The 18,220-nt window shown below is 44.1% G+C and carries 17 protein-coding genes; 10 read left to right on the top strand and 7 right to left on the bottom strand.

Annotation, left to right across the window (positions count from 1 at the left end):
• Positions 1-5: 5 nt before the first annotated feature.
• The 7 genes from HRI96_RS06430 (at position 6) to HRI96_RS06400 (ending at position 6,015) form a co-directional block, all read left to right on the top strand.
• Positions 6-1,001, top strand: a complete 996-nt coding sequence (locus HRI96_RS06430; RefSeq protein WP_210116583.1) for an ornithine cyclodeaminase family protein — start codon at positions 6-8, stop codon at positions 999-1,001.
• A gap of 96 nt (positions 1,002-1,097) precedes the next feature.
• A complete protein-coding gene (locus HRI96_RS06425) occupies positions 1,098-2,171 on the top strand; it encodes a YkvI family membrane protein (RefSeq protein WP_210116582.1) in 1,074 nt (357 codons plus the stop codon).
• 86 nt (positions 2,172-2,257) lie between these two features.
• Positions 2,258-2,830 carry a chromate transporter gene (locus HRI96_RS06420; RefSeq protein ID WP_210116581.1) on the top strand — a complete coding sequence of 191 codons (573 nt, stop codon included), beginning with the start codon at positions 2,258-2,260 and terminating at the stop codon, positions 2,828-2,830.
• 13 nt (positions 2,831-2,843) lie between these two features.
• Positions 2,844-3,425 carry a chromate transporter gene (locus HRI96_RS06415; RefSeq protein WP_210116580.1) on the top strand — a complete coding sequence of 194 codons (582 nt, stop codon included), beginning with the start codon at positions 2,844-2,846 and terminating at the stop codon, positions 3,423-3,425.
• Positions 3,426-3,443: 18 nt separating this feature from the next.
• Complete coding sequence (deoD, locus tag HRI96_RS06410) at positions 3,444-4,145, top strand: purine-nucleoside phosphorylase (protein ID WP_210116579.1); 702 nt, start codon at positions 3,444-3,446, stop codon at positions 4,143-4,145.
• 116 nt (positions 4,146-4,261) lie between these two features.
• Complete coding sequence (locus HRI96_RS06405; protein ID WP_210116578.1) at positions 4,262-5,173, top strand: nucleotidyltransferase family protein; 912 nt, start codon at positions 4,262-4,264, stop codon at positions 5,171-5,173.
• Positions 5,158-6,015: a type I phosphomannose isomerase catalytic subunit gene (locus HRI96_RS06400; protein WP_256729171.1), complete on the top strand. Its 858-nt coding sequence runs from the start codon at positions 5,158-5,160 to the stop codon at positions 6,013-6,015. The genes HRI96_RS06405 and HRI96_RS06400 overlap by 16 nt, the downstream gene beginning before the upstream one ends.
• A gap of 81 nt (positions 6,016-6,096) precedes the next feature.
• Here the strand turns inward: HRI96_RS06400 and HRI96_RS06395 are convergent, their stop codons facing one another.
• Positions 6,097-8,190: an elongation factor G gene (locus HRI96_RS06395; RefSeq protein ID WP_210116577.1), complete on the bottom strand. Its 2,094-nt coding sequence runs from the start codon at positions 8,188-8,190 to the stop codon at positions 6,097-6,099.
• Positions 8,191-8,576: 386 nt separating this feature from the next.
• On the opposite strand from HRI96_RS06395, the gene HRI96_RS06390 reads away from it, so the two are divergent.
• Positions 8,577-9,320 (top strand): YebC/PmpR family DNA-binding transcriptional regulator, encoded by a 744-nt coding sequence (locus HRI96_RS06390; RefSeq protein ID WP_210116576.1) that lies wholly within the window; start codon positions 8,577-8,579, stop codon positions 9,318-9,320.
• Between the two features lie 47 nt (positions 9,321-9,367).
• Positions 9,368-9,883: a crossover junction endodeoxyribonuclease RuvC gene (gene ruvC, locus HRI96_RS06385; RefSeq protein ID WP_210116575.1), complete on the top strand. Its 516-nt coding sequence runs from the start codon at positions 9,368-9,370 to the stop codon at positions 9,881-9,883.
• Here the strand turns inward: ruvC and HRI96_RS06380 are convergent.
• From HRI96_RS06380 to HRI96_RS06370, 3 genes are all read right to left on the bottom strand, one after another.
• Entirely contained in the window at positions 9,843-10,955 is a 1,113-nt protein-coding gene (locus HRI96_RS06380) for a mannose-1-phosphate guanylyltransferase (protein WP_210116574.1), read from the bottom strand. The two genes, ruvC and HRI96_RS06380, sit on opposite strands and share 41 nt — an antisense overlap.
• A gap of 20 nt (positions 10,956-10,975) precedes the next feature.
• Positions 10,976-11,704 carry a DUF6675 family protein gene (locus HRI96_RS06375; RefSeq protein ID WP_210116573.1) on the bottom strand — a complete coding sequence of 243 codons (729 nt, stop codon included), beginning with the start codon at positions 11,702-11,704 and terminating at the stop codon, positions 10,976-10,978.
• Between the two features lie 156 nt (positions 11,705-11,860).
• Complete coding sequence (locus tag HRI96_RS06370; RefSeq protein ID WP_210116572.1) at positions 11,861-12,118, bottom strand: SemiSWEET family transporter; 258 nt, start codon at positions 12,116-12,118, stop codon at positions 11,861-11,863.
• Positions 12,119-12,430: 312 nt separating this feature from the next.
• Here HRI96_RS06370 and glgA point away from each other — a divergent pair, with 312 nt between their 5' ends.
• Entirely contained in the window at positions 12,431-13,909 is a 1,479-nt protein-coding gene (gene glgA, locus HRI96_RS06365; RefSeq protein WP_210116571.1) for a glycogen synthase GlgA, read from the top strand.
• A gap of 172 nt (positions 13,910-14,081) precedes the next feature.
• Here glgA and HRI96_RS06360 read toward each other — a convergent pair whose 3' ends face one another.
• The 3 genes from HRI96_RS06360 to dxr are packed head-to-tail and all read right to left on the bottom strand — an operon-like array spanning position 14,082 to position 18,219.
• Positions 14,082-16,019, bottom strand: coding sequence for a WD40 repeat domain-containing protein (locus tag HRI96_RS06360; protein ID WP_210116570.1), 1,938 nt, complete (start codon positions 16,017-16,019; stop codon positions 14,082-14,084).
• Positions 16,016-17,137, bottom strand: a complete 1,122-nt coding sequence (locus HRI96_RS06355; RefSeq protein WP_210116569.1) for a M50 family metallopeptidase — start codon at positions 17,135-17,137, stop codon at positions 16,016-16,018. Before HRI96_RS06355 ends, HRI96_RS06360 begins: the two co-directional genes overlap by 4 nt.
• Positions 17,134-18,219 (bottom strand): 1-deoxy-D-xylulose-5-phosphate reductoisomerase, encoded by a 1,086-nt coding sequence (dxr, locus tag HRI96_RS06350; protein ID WP_210116568.1) that lies wholly within the window; start codon positions 18,217-18,219, stop codon positions 17,134-17,136. The genes HRI96_RS06355 and dxr overlap by 4 nt, the downstream gene beginning before the upstream one ends.
• Position 18,220: the final 1 nt, after the last annotated feature.

Genomic DNA, 18,220 nt, shown 5'->3' with positions numbered 1-18,220 from the left:
CCGATATGAAAATTACGATTCTTAATGCGCAGCAAATGAGCGAAGTCTTTACCATGAAGGATGCGATTCAAGCCGATAAAGACGCGCTGCAATTGTATTCCGAAGGGAAAAGCAATATTCCGCTTCGTGCAAATTTGGACATAAAAAAATACAACGGGCAAACCCTGTATATGTACGGTTATGCAGAGAACGCGAAGGCTTCAGGCGTTAAAATAGTTTCCGTGTATCCAGACAATATCGAAAAGGGATTGACGAGCGTTCCTGCGACAATGATTTTAGTCAACTGCGAAACTGGTGAAGTAAATTGCATGATGGACGGTACACATTTAACCAGAATCAGAACGGGAGCGGTCGCCGGAGCTGCAACGGATATTCTTGCCCGCAAGGACAGCAAAGTGTTTGCCCTTTTCGGAACCGGCGGTCAAGCCGAAAGTCAATTGGAAGCTGTGTTAAACGTTCGACATATTAAGCTGGTAAAAGTGTTCGACATAAACAAAGAGCGCGCCAAAACCTTTGCCGAAAAAATGACGCAAAAATTCGGTGCAAAATTCTCCGTTAAGATCGTATCGGCTTCTTCTGCGACCGAAGCGGTTCAAGACGCCGATGTAATCACGGCGGTAACGACTGCGAACGAGCCTGTTTTTGACGGTTCCTTGGTAAAAAAAGGCGTTCATATAAACGGAGTCGGCTCCTATACTCCGTCGATGTCCGAAATCGATGAAAAAATCATCGTCGGCGCCTCCAAGGTATATGTCGACACGAACGACGCTGTAAAAGAGTCGGGCGATTTGATAAAGCCGATAAAAAAAGGTGTTTTCAGTGCCGACAAGATTACCGGTGAACTCGGCTCGGTGCTGTCTGGAAAAATTCCGGGAAGAACTTCGGAAGATGAAATAACCTTTTTTGAGACGACCGGCAGTGCCGTGCTCGACCTTGTAACCGGACAGCGCATATACGAAAAAGCCGTTCAGGCAAAAATCGGTAGCGTTATCGAAATATAAAAAGAGCGCGCTGTTTTAACTTAACCGTACCGGGCGGAAAAATCCGTCCGGTACATTCGGTACAACGGTTTTGCTTCAGGAGCACATTGTTTTGCTATGAAAAAAGAAACTTTTAAAGTATTTGATTATACCGCCGCTACTATTGCGTACTTGATAGGCTCCGGCCTTGCAAGCGGTCAAGAGATAGTACAGTTTTTTTCGTCCTACGGTTTGGTTAAAAGCTGTTTGGCGGCTCTTATTATGCTTTTGATATTTTGCTGCGTTACGGTTGCAACTATTGAAACCGGCCGGAAAAAACGAATCAGCGAGGCGAATAATATATATAAGGTGTATTGCGGTAAATATCTCGGAACCTTTTTTGCGTGGCTGACTCCGCTCATCCTTTTTTCGATTTATGCGGTAATGATTTCCGGAGCAGGAACTTTGTCTGCTGAATACTTTTCTGTGCCGAACAGAATCGGCCGTTTGATTATGCTTATTCTTTCTTTAGGTACCGTTCTGTCGGGTTTTGAAAAACTTGTAAGCGTAATAGCAAAAATAGGTCATGTTATAATATTGATTATCATTGTGCTTTCCATATGCAGCATCGTAAAAATTACCGATTGGTCTGGCGCTTCTTCCGCAGCCATAGCCGAATACGGTTTTAAACGGGCTTCACCGTCTTGGCTTTTGTCGGGGATCAACTATGCCTCTTTTTGCGCGCTGACGCTTTATCCATTTCTTGCCGAATTGGGCAATAAAATGAATAGCAAAAAAGAAGCGGTAGCGACAGGGTTGTTCAGCAGCTTTGTATTCTTTACGATTGCAATGCTGATTAACTTCAGCCTTTTGGGCAATATTTCCGCATTGGCGGGTAAAGAGATGCCTGCCGTATTTATTGCGAACCTGCTTTTTCCGCGTATAGGCGGCATAGGTTATTCCGTTATTTTATATTCGAGCATATACACGACCGCCGTTCCCATGCTGTGGACGACTTGCAATAGAATCGCTGTCGACGATAAAAGCTTACAATTTAAATTCTGCGCGGTGGTTTTAGCCGTCAGCGCGTATTTTATCGGCGGGCTACCTTTTAGCGTGCTGATTAATTTTATTTATCCGTATATAGGATATGTGGGTATTTTTGTGTTCGCATGTTTGATAATTACTATGTTGAAGCAACGAGAATTCTGATATTTTACTGACTGCTTTAACATAAGTGCTGCACGGATCTTAAAATTTCATGGAATAAATTTCAGATATTCAATATAATCGCCTTTATGAATTATTTTAAAACACTTTTGGAGCTGTTTTGGCTTTTTTGCAAGATAGGAAGCGTTACGTTCGGCGGCGGAATCGCCATGCTTCCCATACTCGAGCGGGAGCTGGTGGATAAAAGACACTGGGTCGACAGTGACGAATTGCTTGACTATTACGCAATAGGGCAATCTACGCCCGGAATAATCGCCGTAAACGTTGCAACCTTTGTGGGCTATAAACGGGCTAAATTCACAGGAGGCGTTATTGCAACTCTCGGGATAATAACTCCTTGTATCGTGATAATAACCTTGCTGGCGGCTTTTATAGGTTCCATAGATAAAATTCAATGGGTAAAAAAAGCTCTTTCCGGAATAAATGTGGCCGTCGCGGCAAATCTCACGTACGGAACGTTCAATATCGCAAAAAAATCCGTAAAAGACGCGGCAGGTGTTTTTTTGTTTTTGATATGTTTTTTGGCAATTTTCGTTTTAAATATTTCGACGGTCTGGGTAATTTTTTCAGCGGCAGGAATAGGACTCGCTCAGTATTTTTTTATAAATTTCCGCTCGATTATGCGGCGCCGCAAGGAATAACGCAAGGAATAATATGATACCTTCCCAATTTGAACTGTTTTTTATATTTTTTTATATAGGTCTTTTTACTATCGGCGGAGGGCTTGTGGCCATAACGCTTATGCAGCAGACCATTGTCGCCAAAGGATATATTTCTCCTGAAAAATTTTATAATATGGTCGCCATTTCGGAGTCTACGCCAGGTCCGATAGGCATGAACATGGCAACCTACATAGGCTATGAGTTTTACGGAATTCCCGGCTCCATAATCACCACTATGGGGCAAGCGATGCCGTCCGTCATATGCATACTGTTGATAGCGTATTTCCTTTCAGGAAAATTTCACGAGAAGCCTGTAATAAAAAGCGTATTTAAGACGCTCCGTCCGGCAACCTGCGGAATGATCTTTGTGGCGGCCGTAAACGTTTTTGTTTTAGCCTTGATGAAACTTCCCGCAGATTTGTCGGCGCTTATTTTTCCTGCGACTTGGGTAACGCTTTTTCGCTGGAACGCATTGATTTTTTACGTTCTTGCGCTCATCCTTCTGTTCAAGACAAAGCTTCACCCCGTAACCATTGTGCTTGCGGGCGCCGTTTTCGGTGTACTTTTTTTGTAAAAATGTTATACTTTAAAAATGAGTACACATATCAATGCAAAAGAGGGAGAGATAGCTCCCGCAGTCCTTTTACCGGGAGATCCGCTTCGTGCAAAATTTATTGCGGAAAATTTTCTTGAAAATGCGGTCTGTTACAACGAAGTTCGCGGAATGTACGGTTTTACCGGAACATTCAAAGGTAAACGAGTTTCGGTGCAGGGAACAGGCATGGGACAGCCGTCCTTATCCATTTATGCAACCGAATTGTTTAAATTTTACGATGTGCAAAAAGCGATAAGGGTGGGAACGGCAGGCGCGATCCAAGAAGATACACAGATAAGAGATACCGTTTTGGCGAGCGCCGCATGTTCTGATTCCTCGTTGATGGTGCAGCGTTTCGGAAACCTTCATTTTGCACCTTCTGCAGACTTTGACCTTCTTTCCAAGGCTGCCGCCTTTGCAAAAGAGATGAATATACGCTATCAAGTGGGCGCCTGCGCTTCAAGCGACCTTTTTTACGACGACAACGATAATTGGAAAATTTGGGCAAAATACGGAGTTCTTGCCGTAGAGATGGAAGCTGCGGAATTATATACGCTTGCGGCGAAATTCGGCCGCAAGGCGCTCGCGATCCTCACTATAAGCGATCACATATTGAAAGGCGGTGAAACTTCTGCAAAAGAGCGTGAAACCACATTTTCCAATATGATAAACATTGCTCTGAACGCCATTACCGCTTAAACCTTTAATGTTACTGTACATAGAAAATCTAAGAAAACGGCAGAAGGAAACAGCCGAATGAAGCGGCCGATTGATTTTTATGGAACGATCGGCTTTAACTGGGAGGAAGAGAAGAAATGAAACCTACATTGCTTGTTTTAGCGGCGGGAATGGGTTCCCGCTACGGCGGCGTAAAGCAGATAGACGCTGTAGGACGCAACAATGAATGTCTGCTTGACTATGCAACTTATGACGCAAAAAAAAGCGGCTTCGGAAACGTAGTCTACATCATACGTAAAGATATTGAAAAAGATTTCCGCGAACGGCTGTTCGACCGTGTGGCAAAAAATTTTGACGCTTCATACGTATTTCAGACCAGAGAATCGCTTTTGTCACAAGAACAAATCGCCGTTTCCCGTGACAGAAAAAAACCTTGGGGTACTATACATGCGGTATTGTGTGCCAAAGAGGCCGTCAAAGCTCCGTTCGCCGTCATAAACGCCGACGATTACTACGGAAGAAAGGCGATAGCCACGCTTGGAGATTACCTTGCCTCCGTCAAGAACGACAGCACCGAACATGCGATGGTGGGCTACGTTCTCGGAAATACGATGAGCAAAAGCGGCTCCGTTTCGCGCGGCGTATGCACGGTAAAAGACGGATATTTGGATTCGATCGTCGAAAATCTTAAAATTTTTTATGAAGGCAATAAAATCATAAGCTTGGTCGGCGACAAAAAAGTCGAGATGACCGGAAAAGAGTGGGTGAGTATGAATTTGTTCGGATTTACGCCGACGGCCTTTGTTGAATTCGAAGAATATTGGAAAAATTTTATCGATAAGAACGCCGCATCGGAAAAAGCCGAAGCCTTACTTCCCGTCGCCGCGGGAGAAATGATCGCAAATAAAAAAGGATCCGTAAAGGTGTTTACGTCGACGGAAAATTGGTTTGGAATGACTTATCCTGAAGATAAGGAAACGGTTAAATCCGCAATAGCCGAAAAGATCGACAGCGGCTATTATCCCGAGCGTCTGTGGGAAAAAAACTGATGCTAAAACTTAAGCCCGTCTTGTCCGAAAAAATTTGGGGTTACGAGCTCTGGATAGCTTCTACGCATCCTGACGGCGAACAAAAAGAGTTTTCGGCAGCTCTCGGCGGCGATTACCCGCTATTGGTAAAACTTATACAGGCTGACGACACTCTTTCGATTCAGGTTCATCCGGACGACGAGCTTGCGCTGAAATTTGAAAATTTGCCGCGCGGAAAAACCGAGTGCTGGTATGTTTTATCTGCAAAGCCTGATTCAAAGCTTGTCTACGGACTCAACGGTAAGTATTCGGCAAAAGAACTTGAAAATGCAATAAAAGAAAAAAAACTCGAGCAGTTTTTGAACACGGTTGAGGTTCACGCGGGGGATTTTATTTTTATTCCTGCAGGAACCGTTCATGCTATAGGCGGAGGGCTCAGGCTGCTTGAAGTTCAGCAGTCGTCGAACATCACTTACAGGCTTTATGATTGGGGGCGGGATCGCGAACTTCACGTTGAAAAAGGAATAAAATCGATTAAAAATAACGGCGTGCAAAAGGTTATAAAATTTCCCGGGAAATTCGACTGTGAATACTTTTCACTCGAAGAAATCGATATTTCAGGCTCCTATGATTTTTGTGTTCCTTCGGGAAAAAACATTTATGACTGGCAGCTCGTTTTTGCCCTTAGCGGAAGCGGAATTATAAGAACTTTTCAAGAAGAAGGTGCGGGTGGAAAGCCGAAGCAGGAGAATTTTACGGCTGAAGATATTTTCGCCCTTGCGCCCGGAGAAAAAATCAGTCTTAACGGGAACGCAAAGCTTATGAGGATCGCTTGTAAAAATGCGCCGTCCTTGAAAGCTTAAATTTTTTTCCTAAAAAGGTGCGCACCAATTCAACAGTCTCCAAAATTGACATTTTGTTCGACTGTTGAATTTTAAGATCGGTTACTCTTTTTCTTCGGAAAGTTTGGCATTAAAGGCCTTCGCTTCCGCAATTACGTTATCGGCTGTCTTTCCGCTTATCGGGTCGTAGTGATCAAAAGAAGTTTCAAAACTGCCCGTCGCGCTCGTTATAGCGCGCAAATCTATCGCATAACGCAAAAGTTCCGCATGAGGCACTTGCGCCTTTATCTCTTCAATGCCGCTTCCTATTGTGTTTTGCCCCAATATACGTCCGCGTCTTGACGACAAGTCCGACATGATGTCGCCTACATACTTTGTGTCCACCCAGACAGAAAGATTCAATATGGGTTCCAAGAGTATTGGGTTTGCCTTTACCATAGCCTCGCTCAAAGCGTTCCGCGCCGCAAGCTGGAAGGCAAGATCCGACGAATCTACAGGATGGTCTTTACCGTCAAGAACCGTAACGTCTATGTCTGTTACAGGATAGCCCGCCAAAACTCCGTGTTCCATTGCCTGCTTTACGCCTTTTTCAACCCCCGGAATATAGTTTTTGGGAATCGCGCCTCCGAATACCGCATTTGTAAATTTGTATTCCTCTCCGCGTTTTAAAGGCTGTACCGACAGGACTACGCGCGCGTACTGACCGTGTCCGCCAGATTGCTTTTTATGCGTATATTCCGCTTCCGCTTTCTTTTGAACCGTTTCACGGTAGGCTATCCGCGGTATGGAGGTCTCGACTGTTATGCCGGTGTCGGCTTTTATCTTTTCAAGAATTATGCTTAGCTGCAGTTCGCCCATTCCGCTTAAAACATTTTGTCGTGTTTCCGCGTTGTACTGGAACGTTATCGTTCGATCCGTCTCGGCCGCTTTTGAAAGCTGGGCGCTCATTTTATCTTCCGCCTTTTTGTCGGCAGCAGTTACGGCAATCGAGTACACAGGGTCCGGATGACGAAGCGGTTTAAAGCACATGGCCTCGGGATCGGCTGCGATCGTGTCGCTTGTTTCCGTTGCGGCGAGTTTTGACGCTATGCAGATATCGCCTGCGGCAACGGCCTTAACTTCTTCAAGTTTTTTACCTATACAGCGGTAAATTTTGCCGATCTTTTCTTTTTTCTGCCGTGTAATATTGTTCACTTCTATGTCAGGAGTTAAACTTCCTGAAAGCACCTTTATGTAAGAAAGTTTTCCGCTGAATTGGTCTCCCGCAGTCTTTACCACAAGCGCCGAAAAAGGCTTGTCCGGCAGAATTTTTACGGAAGCCGTTCCGTTTTCGGCTGTAACTGCGGTTTCAAGCCGTTCTAAAGGAGAGGGCGCTATGTCTGCCATAAAATCAAGCAAAGATACAAGGCCCGAATTGTTTATGGGATCGCCTGCGAAAACAGGCACTATTTTGTTTGCCGCAAAGGCGCTTTTCAGTCCTAAGCTTATCTCTTCGTCAGACAGCTGCCCTTCGTCGATAAATTTTACAAGCAAATCATCGTCGCCTTCGGCTGCGGATCCTGCAAGCACGTCGCGGGCGTTTTTATACATTTCCATGTAATCGGCAGGTATTTCTTCGGCCTTTTCTATTTCGCCCGGAGCCGGTTTTTTATACATCTTACCTTTAAGAACGTCGATCACGCCCTTGTATGCCGAGCCGTTTCCTACGGGAATTGTGATGGGAGTGATTTCTACGTTGAATTTATCGTGAATATCCTTGTTTGCGGCGGCCACATTGCCTCTGTCGTCGTCTACGCGGTTCATAAACACCATGCGCGGTTTATTGCGCCTGTCAAGATCACGCCAAAGTTTTACCGTTTCTATTTGCGCTCCGCTTCTTGAATCCACAAGCATAAGCGCATATTCGCACGAACGAAAAGCTGAAATAACTTCTCCTACAAAATCGGAAGAACCGGGAGTGTCCCAGATATTCAGAATTTTATTATTCCATGTCAGATGCGAAAGAGTCGTATATATTGAAATTTTACGTGATATTTCTTCAGGTGAATTATCGCTTACGGTCTTACCGGATTCTACGTCGGCGGTTTGAGCAATCGCCTTTCCGACAAACATAAGATGTTCAAACAAAGTGGTTTTCCCCGTTTGCCCATGACCTGAGATGGCAGCGTTACGTACGTTTTTTGTTTCAAAATCCATATTTTAACCCCTTGAATTTTAATAAATCAACATTTATTTTTAAGCGAAAACTTAAAAGAAATATCTGTTTCTTTTATGATAAACTGAGATTATGGAATTGTAAATCATTATATGCCTTGCTTTAAAAAAAATATCGCCGCCGACGGTCAGAGCGGCTCTGTGTCGGTTGCCGCCACCTTGCGTTCCGCCGTTAAAACGAGTTGTGTCAGAATGCGTCGATGTATCGAATGCGCGCACGGAAGGCGTTGACGCGGGACCTGTCGTATGAATGTAGATGCGGACGTGCCGCAGGTACGTAAACTCGGCGTACCAAAACGGTCGTTGACATTGCCGACGTATAAGTGATATTATTTTATCTACAATCTGTTATATTTCAAGGAGTTCCCATGTCAGGACACAGTAAATGGGCGACCATTAAACACGCAAAAGGCCTTGCAGATGCAAAACGCGGCCAGATATTTACAAAATTCATTAAGGAAATTTCCATCGCGGCGCGCATGGGCGGCGGTGATCCCAATTCCAATCCCCGGCTGCGCACGGCCATTTTAAAGGCCAGGGCTTCGAACATGCCCAAAGACAACATTGAACGTGCGATCAAAAAAGGTACGGGAGAACTCGGCGGAAAGGTTTTTGAAGAGCTCGTATACGAAGGATACGCTGCAGGAGGAGTCGCCGTTATGGTTGAAGTTCTTACGGACAATAAAAACCGTGCGGCAGCCGACGTTCGAAACATATTTACAAAACACGGCGGAAATCTCGGCGTCTCCGGATCCGTAAGCCGCATGTTTACAAGAAAAGGTACAATCGCTTACGACGCCGAAAAGGTAAAAGAAGATGAGATTATGGAACCTGCGCTTGACGCGGGAGCCGACGATATTACAAACGAAGACGGAATCATCACGGTAACTACTTCCGCTGAAAATTTTAATACCGTAATGGAAGCCCTGCAGGCGAAGGGATTTGAGTCCATGTCGGGCGAAGTGGGAATGGTTCCGGAAGCATATCAACCTGTAGACAAGGATACGGCTTCGAAAGTTCAAAAATTGATTGATAAACTTGAAGAAAACGACGATGTTCAGAATGTGTATCACACGGCCGAATATCCCGAAGATTTTAACCCGGAAGAATAAACCGAATTTTTAAGGCGGAGCGGCGATCGGCACGTTCCGTTTAATCGATGCAAGATCAACAGCGCATAAAGAATGTCCATAGAATTTTGGGAATAGATCCCGGGCTTGCTTTTACCGGGTTCGGTATTGTCGACAGTGTGGATAATCGGATAAAGCTGGTGACATACGGAGTTATCGAAACAAGCGCTAAAGATTCCCATTCAAACCGGCTTACAAAGATTTACGATGATCTTTCTGCGATTATAGATAAATTTAAGCCGAACGAGGCAGGGATGGAAACCCTTTTTTTTGCAAAGAACGCCGTAAGCGCTATGGGCGTTGCAGAAGCGAGGGGAGTAGTTACTCTTTGTTTGGCAAAACACGGTATTTTATGCGGAGAATATACGCCTAACCAGATAAAACAATCCGTTACCGGAACGGCTTCTGCCGACAAAAAACTGGTTGAAAAGTGTGTGAAAATTTTACTCGGGCTTGAAAAAGAACCCAAGCCGGATCACGCTTCAGACGCTCTCGCCGGCGCTATCACACATTTGAATTTTTCATCTGTTTTACGGCGTCTCTGACGAGCGAACTTTTTCCTTTTTTTACTATAAGAGCCTTGCCGTTTTTTATAACTACTACAAGGTCTTCTACACCGCATAAGGCTACCGGAATATCCGAATACACGAAGTTATCTTTGCTTTCGATTTCTATCGTTTCGCCGGGGTTTTTATCAAAAAGTTTTTCAAAGGCGTCCCAGCTTCCTATGTCGTCCCAATTAAAAGAAGAAGACACTGCGCAGGCGTTTTTCGTCTTTTCGGCTACGGATTTATCAATCGCAACGGCGGGTACCTTCGAATATGCCGCGTCCATTTCAGGCCACGAAGAGACATATTTGATTCCGTTTACGACTCCGATTTTCGGCTTATTTCCCGAAAGAAGATTTTCAAACGCTGCATAAGCGTCGTTTTGATGTTCTTTTATTTCTTTTAAAAGCGTTTTACAGGTAAAACCGAACATTCCGCTGTTCCATCTGTATTTACCGGATTTTACATATTCCGTCGCGGTTTTTAAGTCGGGTTTTTCGACGAATTTTTCTATTGCAAAAACGGAATCGCCTTCTGCCTTTCCGATTTTTATATAGCCGTAGCCTGTAGCCGGCTCGAGCGGCGGTATCGCAAAACAGACGAATTTGCCGTTAGCCGCAGCGGCACAAGCCTTTTTGCAGTCTAGGATAAAATTTTCTATGGGTTTGATTATATGATCGCTTGTAAGCACTAGTACCGAATGTTCCCTATTGCCGTCCGCGTAATCCGTCAAATTTAGAAAATTACATGCAAGAATGATCGGAGCCGTCGTATGCTTGGGCTCGGTTTCCGGCAATATATATAAATCGTCTTTTATTTTTTTCTTGTTATCTTCGGACATATCCGGCAAAAGATTTTTGCAATGCAGCGATACGGTCTTGTAAATATCGCGCCGCGTAACTATCAGAATTTTTCCCTCAGGCTTTAAAGACAAGGCTCTGATGACCGCAAGCTGTAAAAAAGAGACGTTATCCGAAACGGTCATAAATTGTTTGGGATTTTCGGAACTGGAAGCCGGCCACAAACGTTCTCCGAATCCGCCTGCCAGTATTACGACATCTGTAAACATAAGTCCGTCCGTAATTTGATTTAAAGTTTTTCAAAGACGAAGTTGCAGAATGTTTTTATTCTGTTCATAAACGAAACTTCGATCCTGTTCTTAAAGAATAAAATTTTAGGAGCTTCTACGCCTCCTATTCCGTATAATATCCATTTTCCGTCTTCTTTAAAGACGATGATCACGGATTTCATGTTTTTTTTCGATATACATTTTATTTTACCGTATTCCAGATCATTAAGATTCGTATTTGTATACAGCAAAAGATCTTCGCTGCGGTAAATCAAAATATCGGTGTCTATGTTACCGATAGGCGACATTTCCAAAATTGCGGATATGTGCTCCGAATCTCCTTTTTTTTCCTGTGAAACAACCTTCGCGCTTGCGTACAGATCAAAATAACGTTCATGCCTCTCCGACCAATACGGAATACCTACATAAGAGGGAATATCTACAAGAATACCGTGTGTTTTTTGTATGATGTCGTCGTTGTTTTCAACCGGTCTAACCTGTATGACTTCCGCCAAATAAGCCGGATCCAAGTCTATGATCGATTTAAGCGCTTCGATGACCGCCTGATTTTTGGTTTCAAGACATATTTTTTTGATCGATCCGGTCTTTCTTATGAGAACTTGACCTTCTTCAATTTTTGAAAGCTCTTCAGACGAAAGTTTATCGTTAAAAGGAAGCGTGAAGAAATTCTGTGCGGTAAATAAAAGGAACGCTAAGCAAAAATAATTTTTCTTTGTTAGTATTTTCATATTTTTACCAGTATAGCTTGTTAATAAATTGTATTCAAGGAAAATAGTTACAGAAAAATAGCGGAATATCCTGAAAATAAATTTTCGGTTAAAAGAGTCAATTTGAATTTTACATTATATATCGCGATGCGTACGCTTCGTATTCTTCCGGTTTAATTAAAACGCGGCGATTGTTGCAATCAAGCCGAAGATGACGCCAGGTAAATTTGCCGCAGACAAAGGATAATCGCGTTTCTCTTTTAGAAGTCCGTAGGCCGTCCATATAGTGCAGTTGACTGCGGCGGCTAAAGGCTGTATGAACGGCGTTTTGTGTCCGTGAAGGTCGCCCCATATTTGAGGTATATATGATACGTACATGACTACGGAAAGCACTGTTCCGATCCAGCCCAGAATTTTCAAATTTCTTTCGCTCATTTTGTTCTCCAAACGGATCCTGTGTGTCCGCATGCGCCACTATACCGTAATTGTAAAAAAGACACAATAAATACAGGGAAATTAAATTTTTCCGCCGAGATCCGAACGCTTTGTATTCTGCCGGCTAGATTAAAACGCGGCAATCGTTGCAAGCGCCTGAAGATGCCGCCCAGTAAATAGGCCGCTGTGACAAATTCTTCGGCTGAGGCACGGTTTTCCGTCATGTTTTCCGTCATGACAATATTTGAGCCGTGCTTTATACGATACAATATAAGTGATATAATCAACTGTCTTTTTATTTTGGAGGAGAAAATGAAAATTCTTATGGTATCTGCCGAAGCTGTTCCCTTTGCAAAGACAGGGGGACTTGCCGATGCCGTTTCCGCACTTTCAATAACGCTTTCTTCTTTGGGACATGATGTAAAAATAGTAATCCCCCGTTATTATGCGATAGATCGTTCTAAGATGACGAAGATCGAAGGCCCTATGGCGGTAAAGGCCGGTACTGCTGAAACGTGGACGGCAGTTTATACCGCACCTATGCCGGGTTGTAAAACATTACCCGTATATTTTATAGATCACGAGCAATGTTTCGGACGCGACGCCGTTTACGGTTCAAAGGCGGAACCTGATTTTCACGACAACACGTACAGATTTTCGCTTTTGTGTCACGGCGCTTTTCAGCTTTGCCGCAAATTAAACTGGTATCCTGACATCATACACGCCCATGACTGGTCCGCGGGTATTGCGCCCGTTATATTAAAACATCTTTGTCGAAACGACGGATTTCCTAAAACTGCAAGCGTCTTTACGATTCACAATATGGGATACCAAGGCGTATATTCCAAGGAAAAGTTTCCCGATCTCGGTCTTCCTTGGGATTTGTATTACGGTGCGAACTACGAAAATCACGGCGCCATAAACATAATGCAGGCGGCAATCGCATCGTCGGACATGATAACTACGGTTTCTCCTACATATGCGCATGAAATTCAGACGAGTGAAGGCGGCTTCGGCCTTGACGGGCTTTTACGAGTAAGATCCGACGTCGTACGGGGTATTGTAAACGGCGTGGATAATGAAACGTGGAACCCGAAAATCGATAAATATCTTCCTGCAAATTATTCGGTAGAATCGCTTAAAAATAAGGCCGTATGCAAGGCTCATCTGCAAAAAACTATGGGACTTGATGTAAACCCGAATGTCCCCGTGATAGGAATGATCACAAGGCTTGCCGACCAAAAAGGGATTGGAGCGCTTTTCGGCCCCACATACGGCTGCATGTATGACATATGCAAAAAGATGGAAGTACAGGTTGTTTTGCTAGGCAGCGGTGAAAAGTGGTGTGAAGATGAAATTCTTTCTTTGCAAAGCCGGCTGCCCAACTTTAAGGCGACCATAGGCTATAAGGAAGAATTAAGCCACCTTATCGAAGCCGGAAGCGATTTTTTTCTTATGCCGTCAAAATACGAGCCGTGCGGATTAAATCAGATGTATTCCCTTTTGTACGGGACTCTTCCTATTGTGCACAAAGTCGGCGGTCTTGCGGATACGGTTTCAAACTATAACGAACACACGGGCGAAGGAACCGGTTTTATGTTCGACTATCTTTCGCCCGGTTCGATATTCGACACGACCGGCTGGGCGGTATTTGCATATTACAATAAAAAAGACCATATAAAGGCAATGCAAAAACGAGCTATGAAATCTTCATTCGGATGGAATATTTCGGCGGATAAATACCTTGAAGTCTATAAGGAAGCTCTTTTTCGCGGCTGCGGGATAAGATGACCGCGTCGTAAGGCATGGCCGAACGGTGCCGGTTTGCGGTACAAGTTCGTCAACGAGGCTCAATGGACGGTGCGAACTGGCCCGTTCGCGGGTTTGCACCGCAAGTTTTCAGGCTTGCTCGGCCGCATATTTACGCCGCGGGTTTGCGGTACAAATTCGTTGCGGCATTCCGTTAAAATTCATACCATTGGCCTTCCGTCGTCATGTACCAATCGGCAAGCACGGTTCCCAATTCAGGATTATACCATGATATGCTTCCGTCGCGGTTCAGCACCACAAGACGGCTTGAATTGCGCTCTATTTTCAGCGGAAGAGAGGCTGATCGTTTGTAATGAAACTGTCTTTTTGTTGCGGTATTGTATGAAATTATCTGGGATTTACCGAGATTCGTATAGATAAAAGACGAATACAGTTTTATAAACGCGTTAGGATCTTCGTCGTTCAGCTGCATTATCGAAGTTACCGTCCTTGTTTCAGGCGATAATGAAAAAAGCTCCGTCCTTGAAGAGCCTGAATTGTTTTCATAAACGCTTATGCCGTATAGCGCCGTGTTTTCCGCATAATTAAGAGAATATGTCACATTTGAAGACATGGACAGGGGGACGGTTTCTTTTGTTGTTACATCGATAAATATGAGGGACGACGGCGGATTTGTCGCAGACGATTTTGCTACATAGAGTATGTTTTCGCCGTACAGCGCCGCGTCTTGAAGAGCCGAACCCTCGTATAGCCGCTCAAAATTATTGTCTTTAAGATCGTATTTATTGACGGTCGTATTTCCTTCCAGAGCGATGAGACTGTCGCCGAAGAGTCTTAAAGACTGCAGTTTTTTCGACGGCGTAAACAGATTTGTCGCCGTTTGACGATCCGAGTCTATGAGCTGAACCGGTCTGACAGAATTGCGCGTCCATAAAATAATATCGTCGTTATATGTTATAATATTCGTCTGATTTGAATTTTCCGCCGCTTTGTCTACAAAACTGTTGTCATACGAAGACTTAAACACGGCGTTTTTTGTGAGAAAGTAAAACGATTCTCCTGCCTGCGAAATGTCGTATATCCTGTCATATATGTCGTCGGTCAAAGGATATAAAGGAATTTGACCTGGCCCCGGGGCATAGTCCGAATCTGTTTTATAGATATGCCCTTTTTGAGAACCTAACAGAATGTCGTTCCCGGATTTTACGCCGCACACGATAGCTTCGCCTCCCGGAAGTCTGCTTATCGTTTTTACGGTTTTCGGATTTCCCACTGTATTATTGTCAAGGTTTTCAAGAACTTTTAAAGCGTAAGACCTGCCGTCAAATTCAAGATAATACAGGTCTCTGTCAAAGCGCGAACATAACAGAATAGGATTTGCAGCCGTAACGAATTTAGCTTCGGTTCCCGTAGTGGCTTGTACAACGCTTATGCCGGCGTCGTTAACTCCCGCAAAAAAGACGTTGTTATTGAATAAAACGGGCTGTTTTAGACCTTGAGCTACGTTAAAGCGGGCCTTTTGCTGCCCTGTACGTATGTTTACGTAAGTGAGCGATCCCGCAGGAGAATACAACACCATGCTGTTTTCGGTAGCGCTTGAACGCGCCATAGAAATAATACCCGATTGCTCTTGTATTTTTCCTGAAATTTGAGATCCTGATGACGCATTTAAAAACACTATTCCGTTTACGGTTGCGGTTCCTACGATCAGATATGTTCCTTTTTCGCTGTAAGAAAGGGCAGTTACGGCGTTGGAAAATCTTTTTGCATACTTTCTCGTAAGCGTCTTCCAGTTCCAAACGCTCACGCGGTTTATAAGTCCTCCGTCGGTTTCATATACCGCTATGTCCGTTCCGTTCGGGGATCGCGCTATAAGACGAATTTCAAGGTCTGAAATTTGGTAATGTTCTCCGGCTCCGTCTTCCGTCCATTTGATTAAAAACCCGTCTTGGCCGGCGGAAAAAAAAGAATTTTCATCGGCGGAATTTCCTATTTCAAGCGATGCCAGGGCGGTAACCGAATTTTGGTGAGATTGCATGGAAATATGCGATTGCGCGTTCAGCTTAAACCGTGCGTTAAAAAAAAGCGTAAATGAAGTAAGTGCGATAACGTATACAAGTTTGTTTTTCATTTTTTTCCTGCCGATAAAATAAAATAACGGATATCTCCTGAAATTCCTATGATAAAAACAAAAGCTATAAACGCAAGCCCTACATACTGCACATAGTATTGGATTTTCGGCGGAATCTGGCGGCGGAAAATAAGTTCGATCAAAGAAAAAAAGATCAGGCCTCCGTCCAAAACGGGAATCGGCAAAAGATTTAGTATAAATAAGGACACGCTTATCATAGCCAAAAATTGAAGCGTATTTACCGTACCTGCTCTGATTCCTGCGGAAAACCCGTCTTTTACGGTGTCGCCGAGCATCGTCGTAATCCTTGCCGGACCTGAAACGGCGTTCGTTATTTCCACGCCTTTAAATAGCACAAAAATACTTTTTACGGTAATTATTATCAAATCAGATGTCGAGCGCAGCCCCTTTAGAATTGCAGGAAAAAAGGGCAGGGGCTTTATTTCTCTTTTTTCAGAATCGCCTGAGCTTGCAACTCCTATTTTGCCTGTTCCCTCCGATCTGTTTATATCGGAACGGACGGTAAAATCCAAAAGTTTTCCGCCGCGCTCTACGCGGATTTTAATGTCTTCGTCGGGTCTGACTGAAACAAGTTCTACAATGTCTGAAAAATCGTTTACTTTATTTCCGTCTATCTCTTTGATTATATCGCCGGTAAGTATGCCCGCCTTTCTTGCTGCGGAAGCGGTTTCAGGATAAATTTCGTCCGCAAGAATTATCTTTGCCGAAGAAGCGTAATAAAACGTTCCCATCATCGCAATAATGGTAAACGCAATAAACGCAAATAAAAGGTTAAAAAAAGGGCCTGCAAAGGCTATAAGAGCGCGTTTTAGAGGGCCTACGCCGTATAAAGAATCTTTAGGAGCCTCTATCGTTGAAAGGCCTTGCTCCACCGCCTGTGAAAAGTCTTTTTCTCCTTTCATGCCGCAATATCCGCCCAAGGGTAAAAGCGAAAGCCTGTAATCCGTGTTTTTTATTTTTTTATGAAAGAGAACGGGGCCCATTCCTATGGAAAAAGACTCCACTTCAACTTTAAATAAGCGCGCGACAAAAAAATGCCCCAATTCATGAAAAAAGACCAAAAAACAAAGAAGAAAAAGACCGTAGATTATAGTCAAAGCGCTTCCTCTGCGTATCTTCTTGCCTCTTTGTCAAAGGCGAAGACGTCTTTAAAATCTTTAGCTTCTTTTGTCCAGTCGCGCTCCAAAACACTGCTTGCGACGCGCGGAATATCCGTAAAGCCTATTTTTCCCGCAATGAATGCGTCTACCGCAACTTCATTCGCCGCGTTATAGGCTATAGCGTAGCCGCCTTTTTTTTCGGCCGCGTCAAACGCCAGCTGCAGCATCGGAAAATCTTCGCTGCGAGGTTTGTAAAAGGTCATTTCAATATCGAACAGATCGAATTTTTTCATATAGTTCGGTATTATATCCGGCCACGTAAGGGCTGAGATTATGGGATGCTTCATGTCGGGTTCGGAAATCTGAGCGTACATAACTCCGTCTTTTGTGCGTATGATAGAGTGCACCAGGCTTTGAGGGTGCACTACCACTTGGATTTTTTGCACCGGAAAATGAAACAGACGGCACGCTTCTATCACTTCAAGTCCCTTGTTTGCCAGCGACGCGGAATCTACGGTTATCTTACGCCCCATGTTCCACGTAGGGTGTTTTAAAGCGTCTTCAAGCTTTATGTGCGCAAGTTTTTCTTTGGGCCATGTCCTAAAGGGGCCGCCGCTTGCGGTTATTATGATATTTTCAATATTTTCGTTTCCGTAGCGCTCCGCAAGGTTAAAGATTGCGGAATGTTCGGAATCCACGGGAATTATCGAACATTTGTTTTTTTTTGCAAGCGATTGAACAAGGTGCGCCGCCATTACGATGGTTTCTTTGTTCGCGAGCGCAAGGTCTATGCCTTGTTCAAGTACGAGCCTAGACGGTTCAAGTCCTGCGGAACCTGCGATGCCGTTTACCACAATGTCCGGACGGCATTTATCGATAAGTTTTTTTATTCCTTCGCTTCCGTCTCGGGAAGTCAGCGAATATTCGCAGTTAAATTCTTTTGCAAGTTGAGACAGCAGTTTGATATTTGTATGGGCGCTTAATCCTGCCGCAGAAAATTCACCGCTCATGTTTCGAATGACGTCGAGTGTGTTTTTGCCGATAGATCCGGTACAGCCTAAGACAAGAATTTTTTTCATA

This window comes from Treponema parvum (genome assembly GCF_017893945.1).
Lineage (GTDB): Bacteria > Spirochaetota > Spirochaetia > Treponematales > Treponemataceae > Treponema_D > Treponema_D parvum_A.
Note: the sequence above shows the minus strand (reverse complement) of the source record. Positions and strands in the feature narration are given on the sequence as shown.

Excerpts from the sequence above, each read along its gene's own strand:
- HRI96_RS06430 (WP_210116583.1), top strand. The coding sequence starts at position 6 with ATGAAAATTACGATTCTTAATGCGCAGCAAATGAGCGAAGTCTTTACC.
- HRI96_RS06425 (WP_210116582.1), top strand. The coding sequence starts at position 1,098 with ATGAAAAAAGAAACTTTTAAAGTATTTGATTATACCGCCGCTACTATT.
- HRI96_RS06420 (WP_210116581.1), top strand. The coding sequence starts at position 2,258 with ATGAATTATTTTAAAACACTTTTGGAGCTGTTTTGGCTTTTTTGCAAG.
- HRI96_RS06415 (WP_210116580.1), top strand. The coding sequence starts at position 2,844 with ATGATACCTTCCCAATTTGAACTGTTTTTTATATTTTTTTATATAGGT.
- deoD (WP_210116579.1), top strand. The coding sequence starts at position 3,444 with ATGAGTACACATATCAATGCAAAAGAGGGAGAGATAGCTCCCGCAGTC.
- HRI96_RS06405 (WP_210116578.1), top strand. The coding sequence starts at position 4,262 with ATGAAACCTACATTGCTTGTTTTAGCGGCGGGAATGGGTTCCCGCTAC.
- HRI96_RS06395 (WP_210116577.1), bottom strand. The coding sequence starts at position 8,190 with ATGGATTTTGAAACAAAAAACGTACGTAACGCTGCCATCTCAGGTCAT.
- HRI96_RS06390 (WP_210116576.1), top strand. The coding sequence starts at position 8,577 with ATGTCAGGACACAGTAAATGGGCGACCATTAAACACGCAAAAGGCCTT.
- ruvC (WP_210116575.1), top strand. The coding sequence starts at position 9,368 with ATGCAAGATCAACAGCGCATAAAGAATGTCCATAGAATTTTGGGAATA.
- HRI96_RS06380 (WP_210116574.1), bottom strand. The coding sequence starts at position 10,955 with ATGTTTACAGATGTCGTAATACTGGCAGGCGGATTCGGAGAACGTTTG.
- HRI96_RS06375 (WP_210116573.1), bottom strand. The coding sequence starts at position 11,704 with ATGAAAATACTAACAAAGAAAAATTATTTTTGCTTAGCGTTCCTTTTA.
- HRI96_RS06370 (WP_210116572.1), bottom strand. The coding sequence starts at position 12,118 with ATGAGCGAAAGAAATTTGAAAATTCTGGGCTGGATCGGAACAGTGCTT.
- glgA (WP_210116571.1), top strand. The coding sequence starts at position 12,431 with ATGAAAATTCTTATGGTATCTGCCGAAGCTGTTCCCTTTGCAAAGACA.
- HRI96_RS06360 (WP_210116570.1), bottom strand. The coding sequence starts at position 16,019 with ATGAAAAACAAACTTGTATACGTTATCGCACTTACTTCATTTACGCTT.
- dxr (WP_210116568.1), bottom strand. The coding sequence starts at position 18,219 with ATGAAAAAAATTCTTGTCTTAGGCTGTACCGGATCTATCGGCAAAAAC.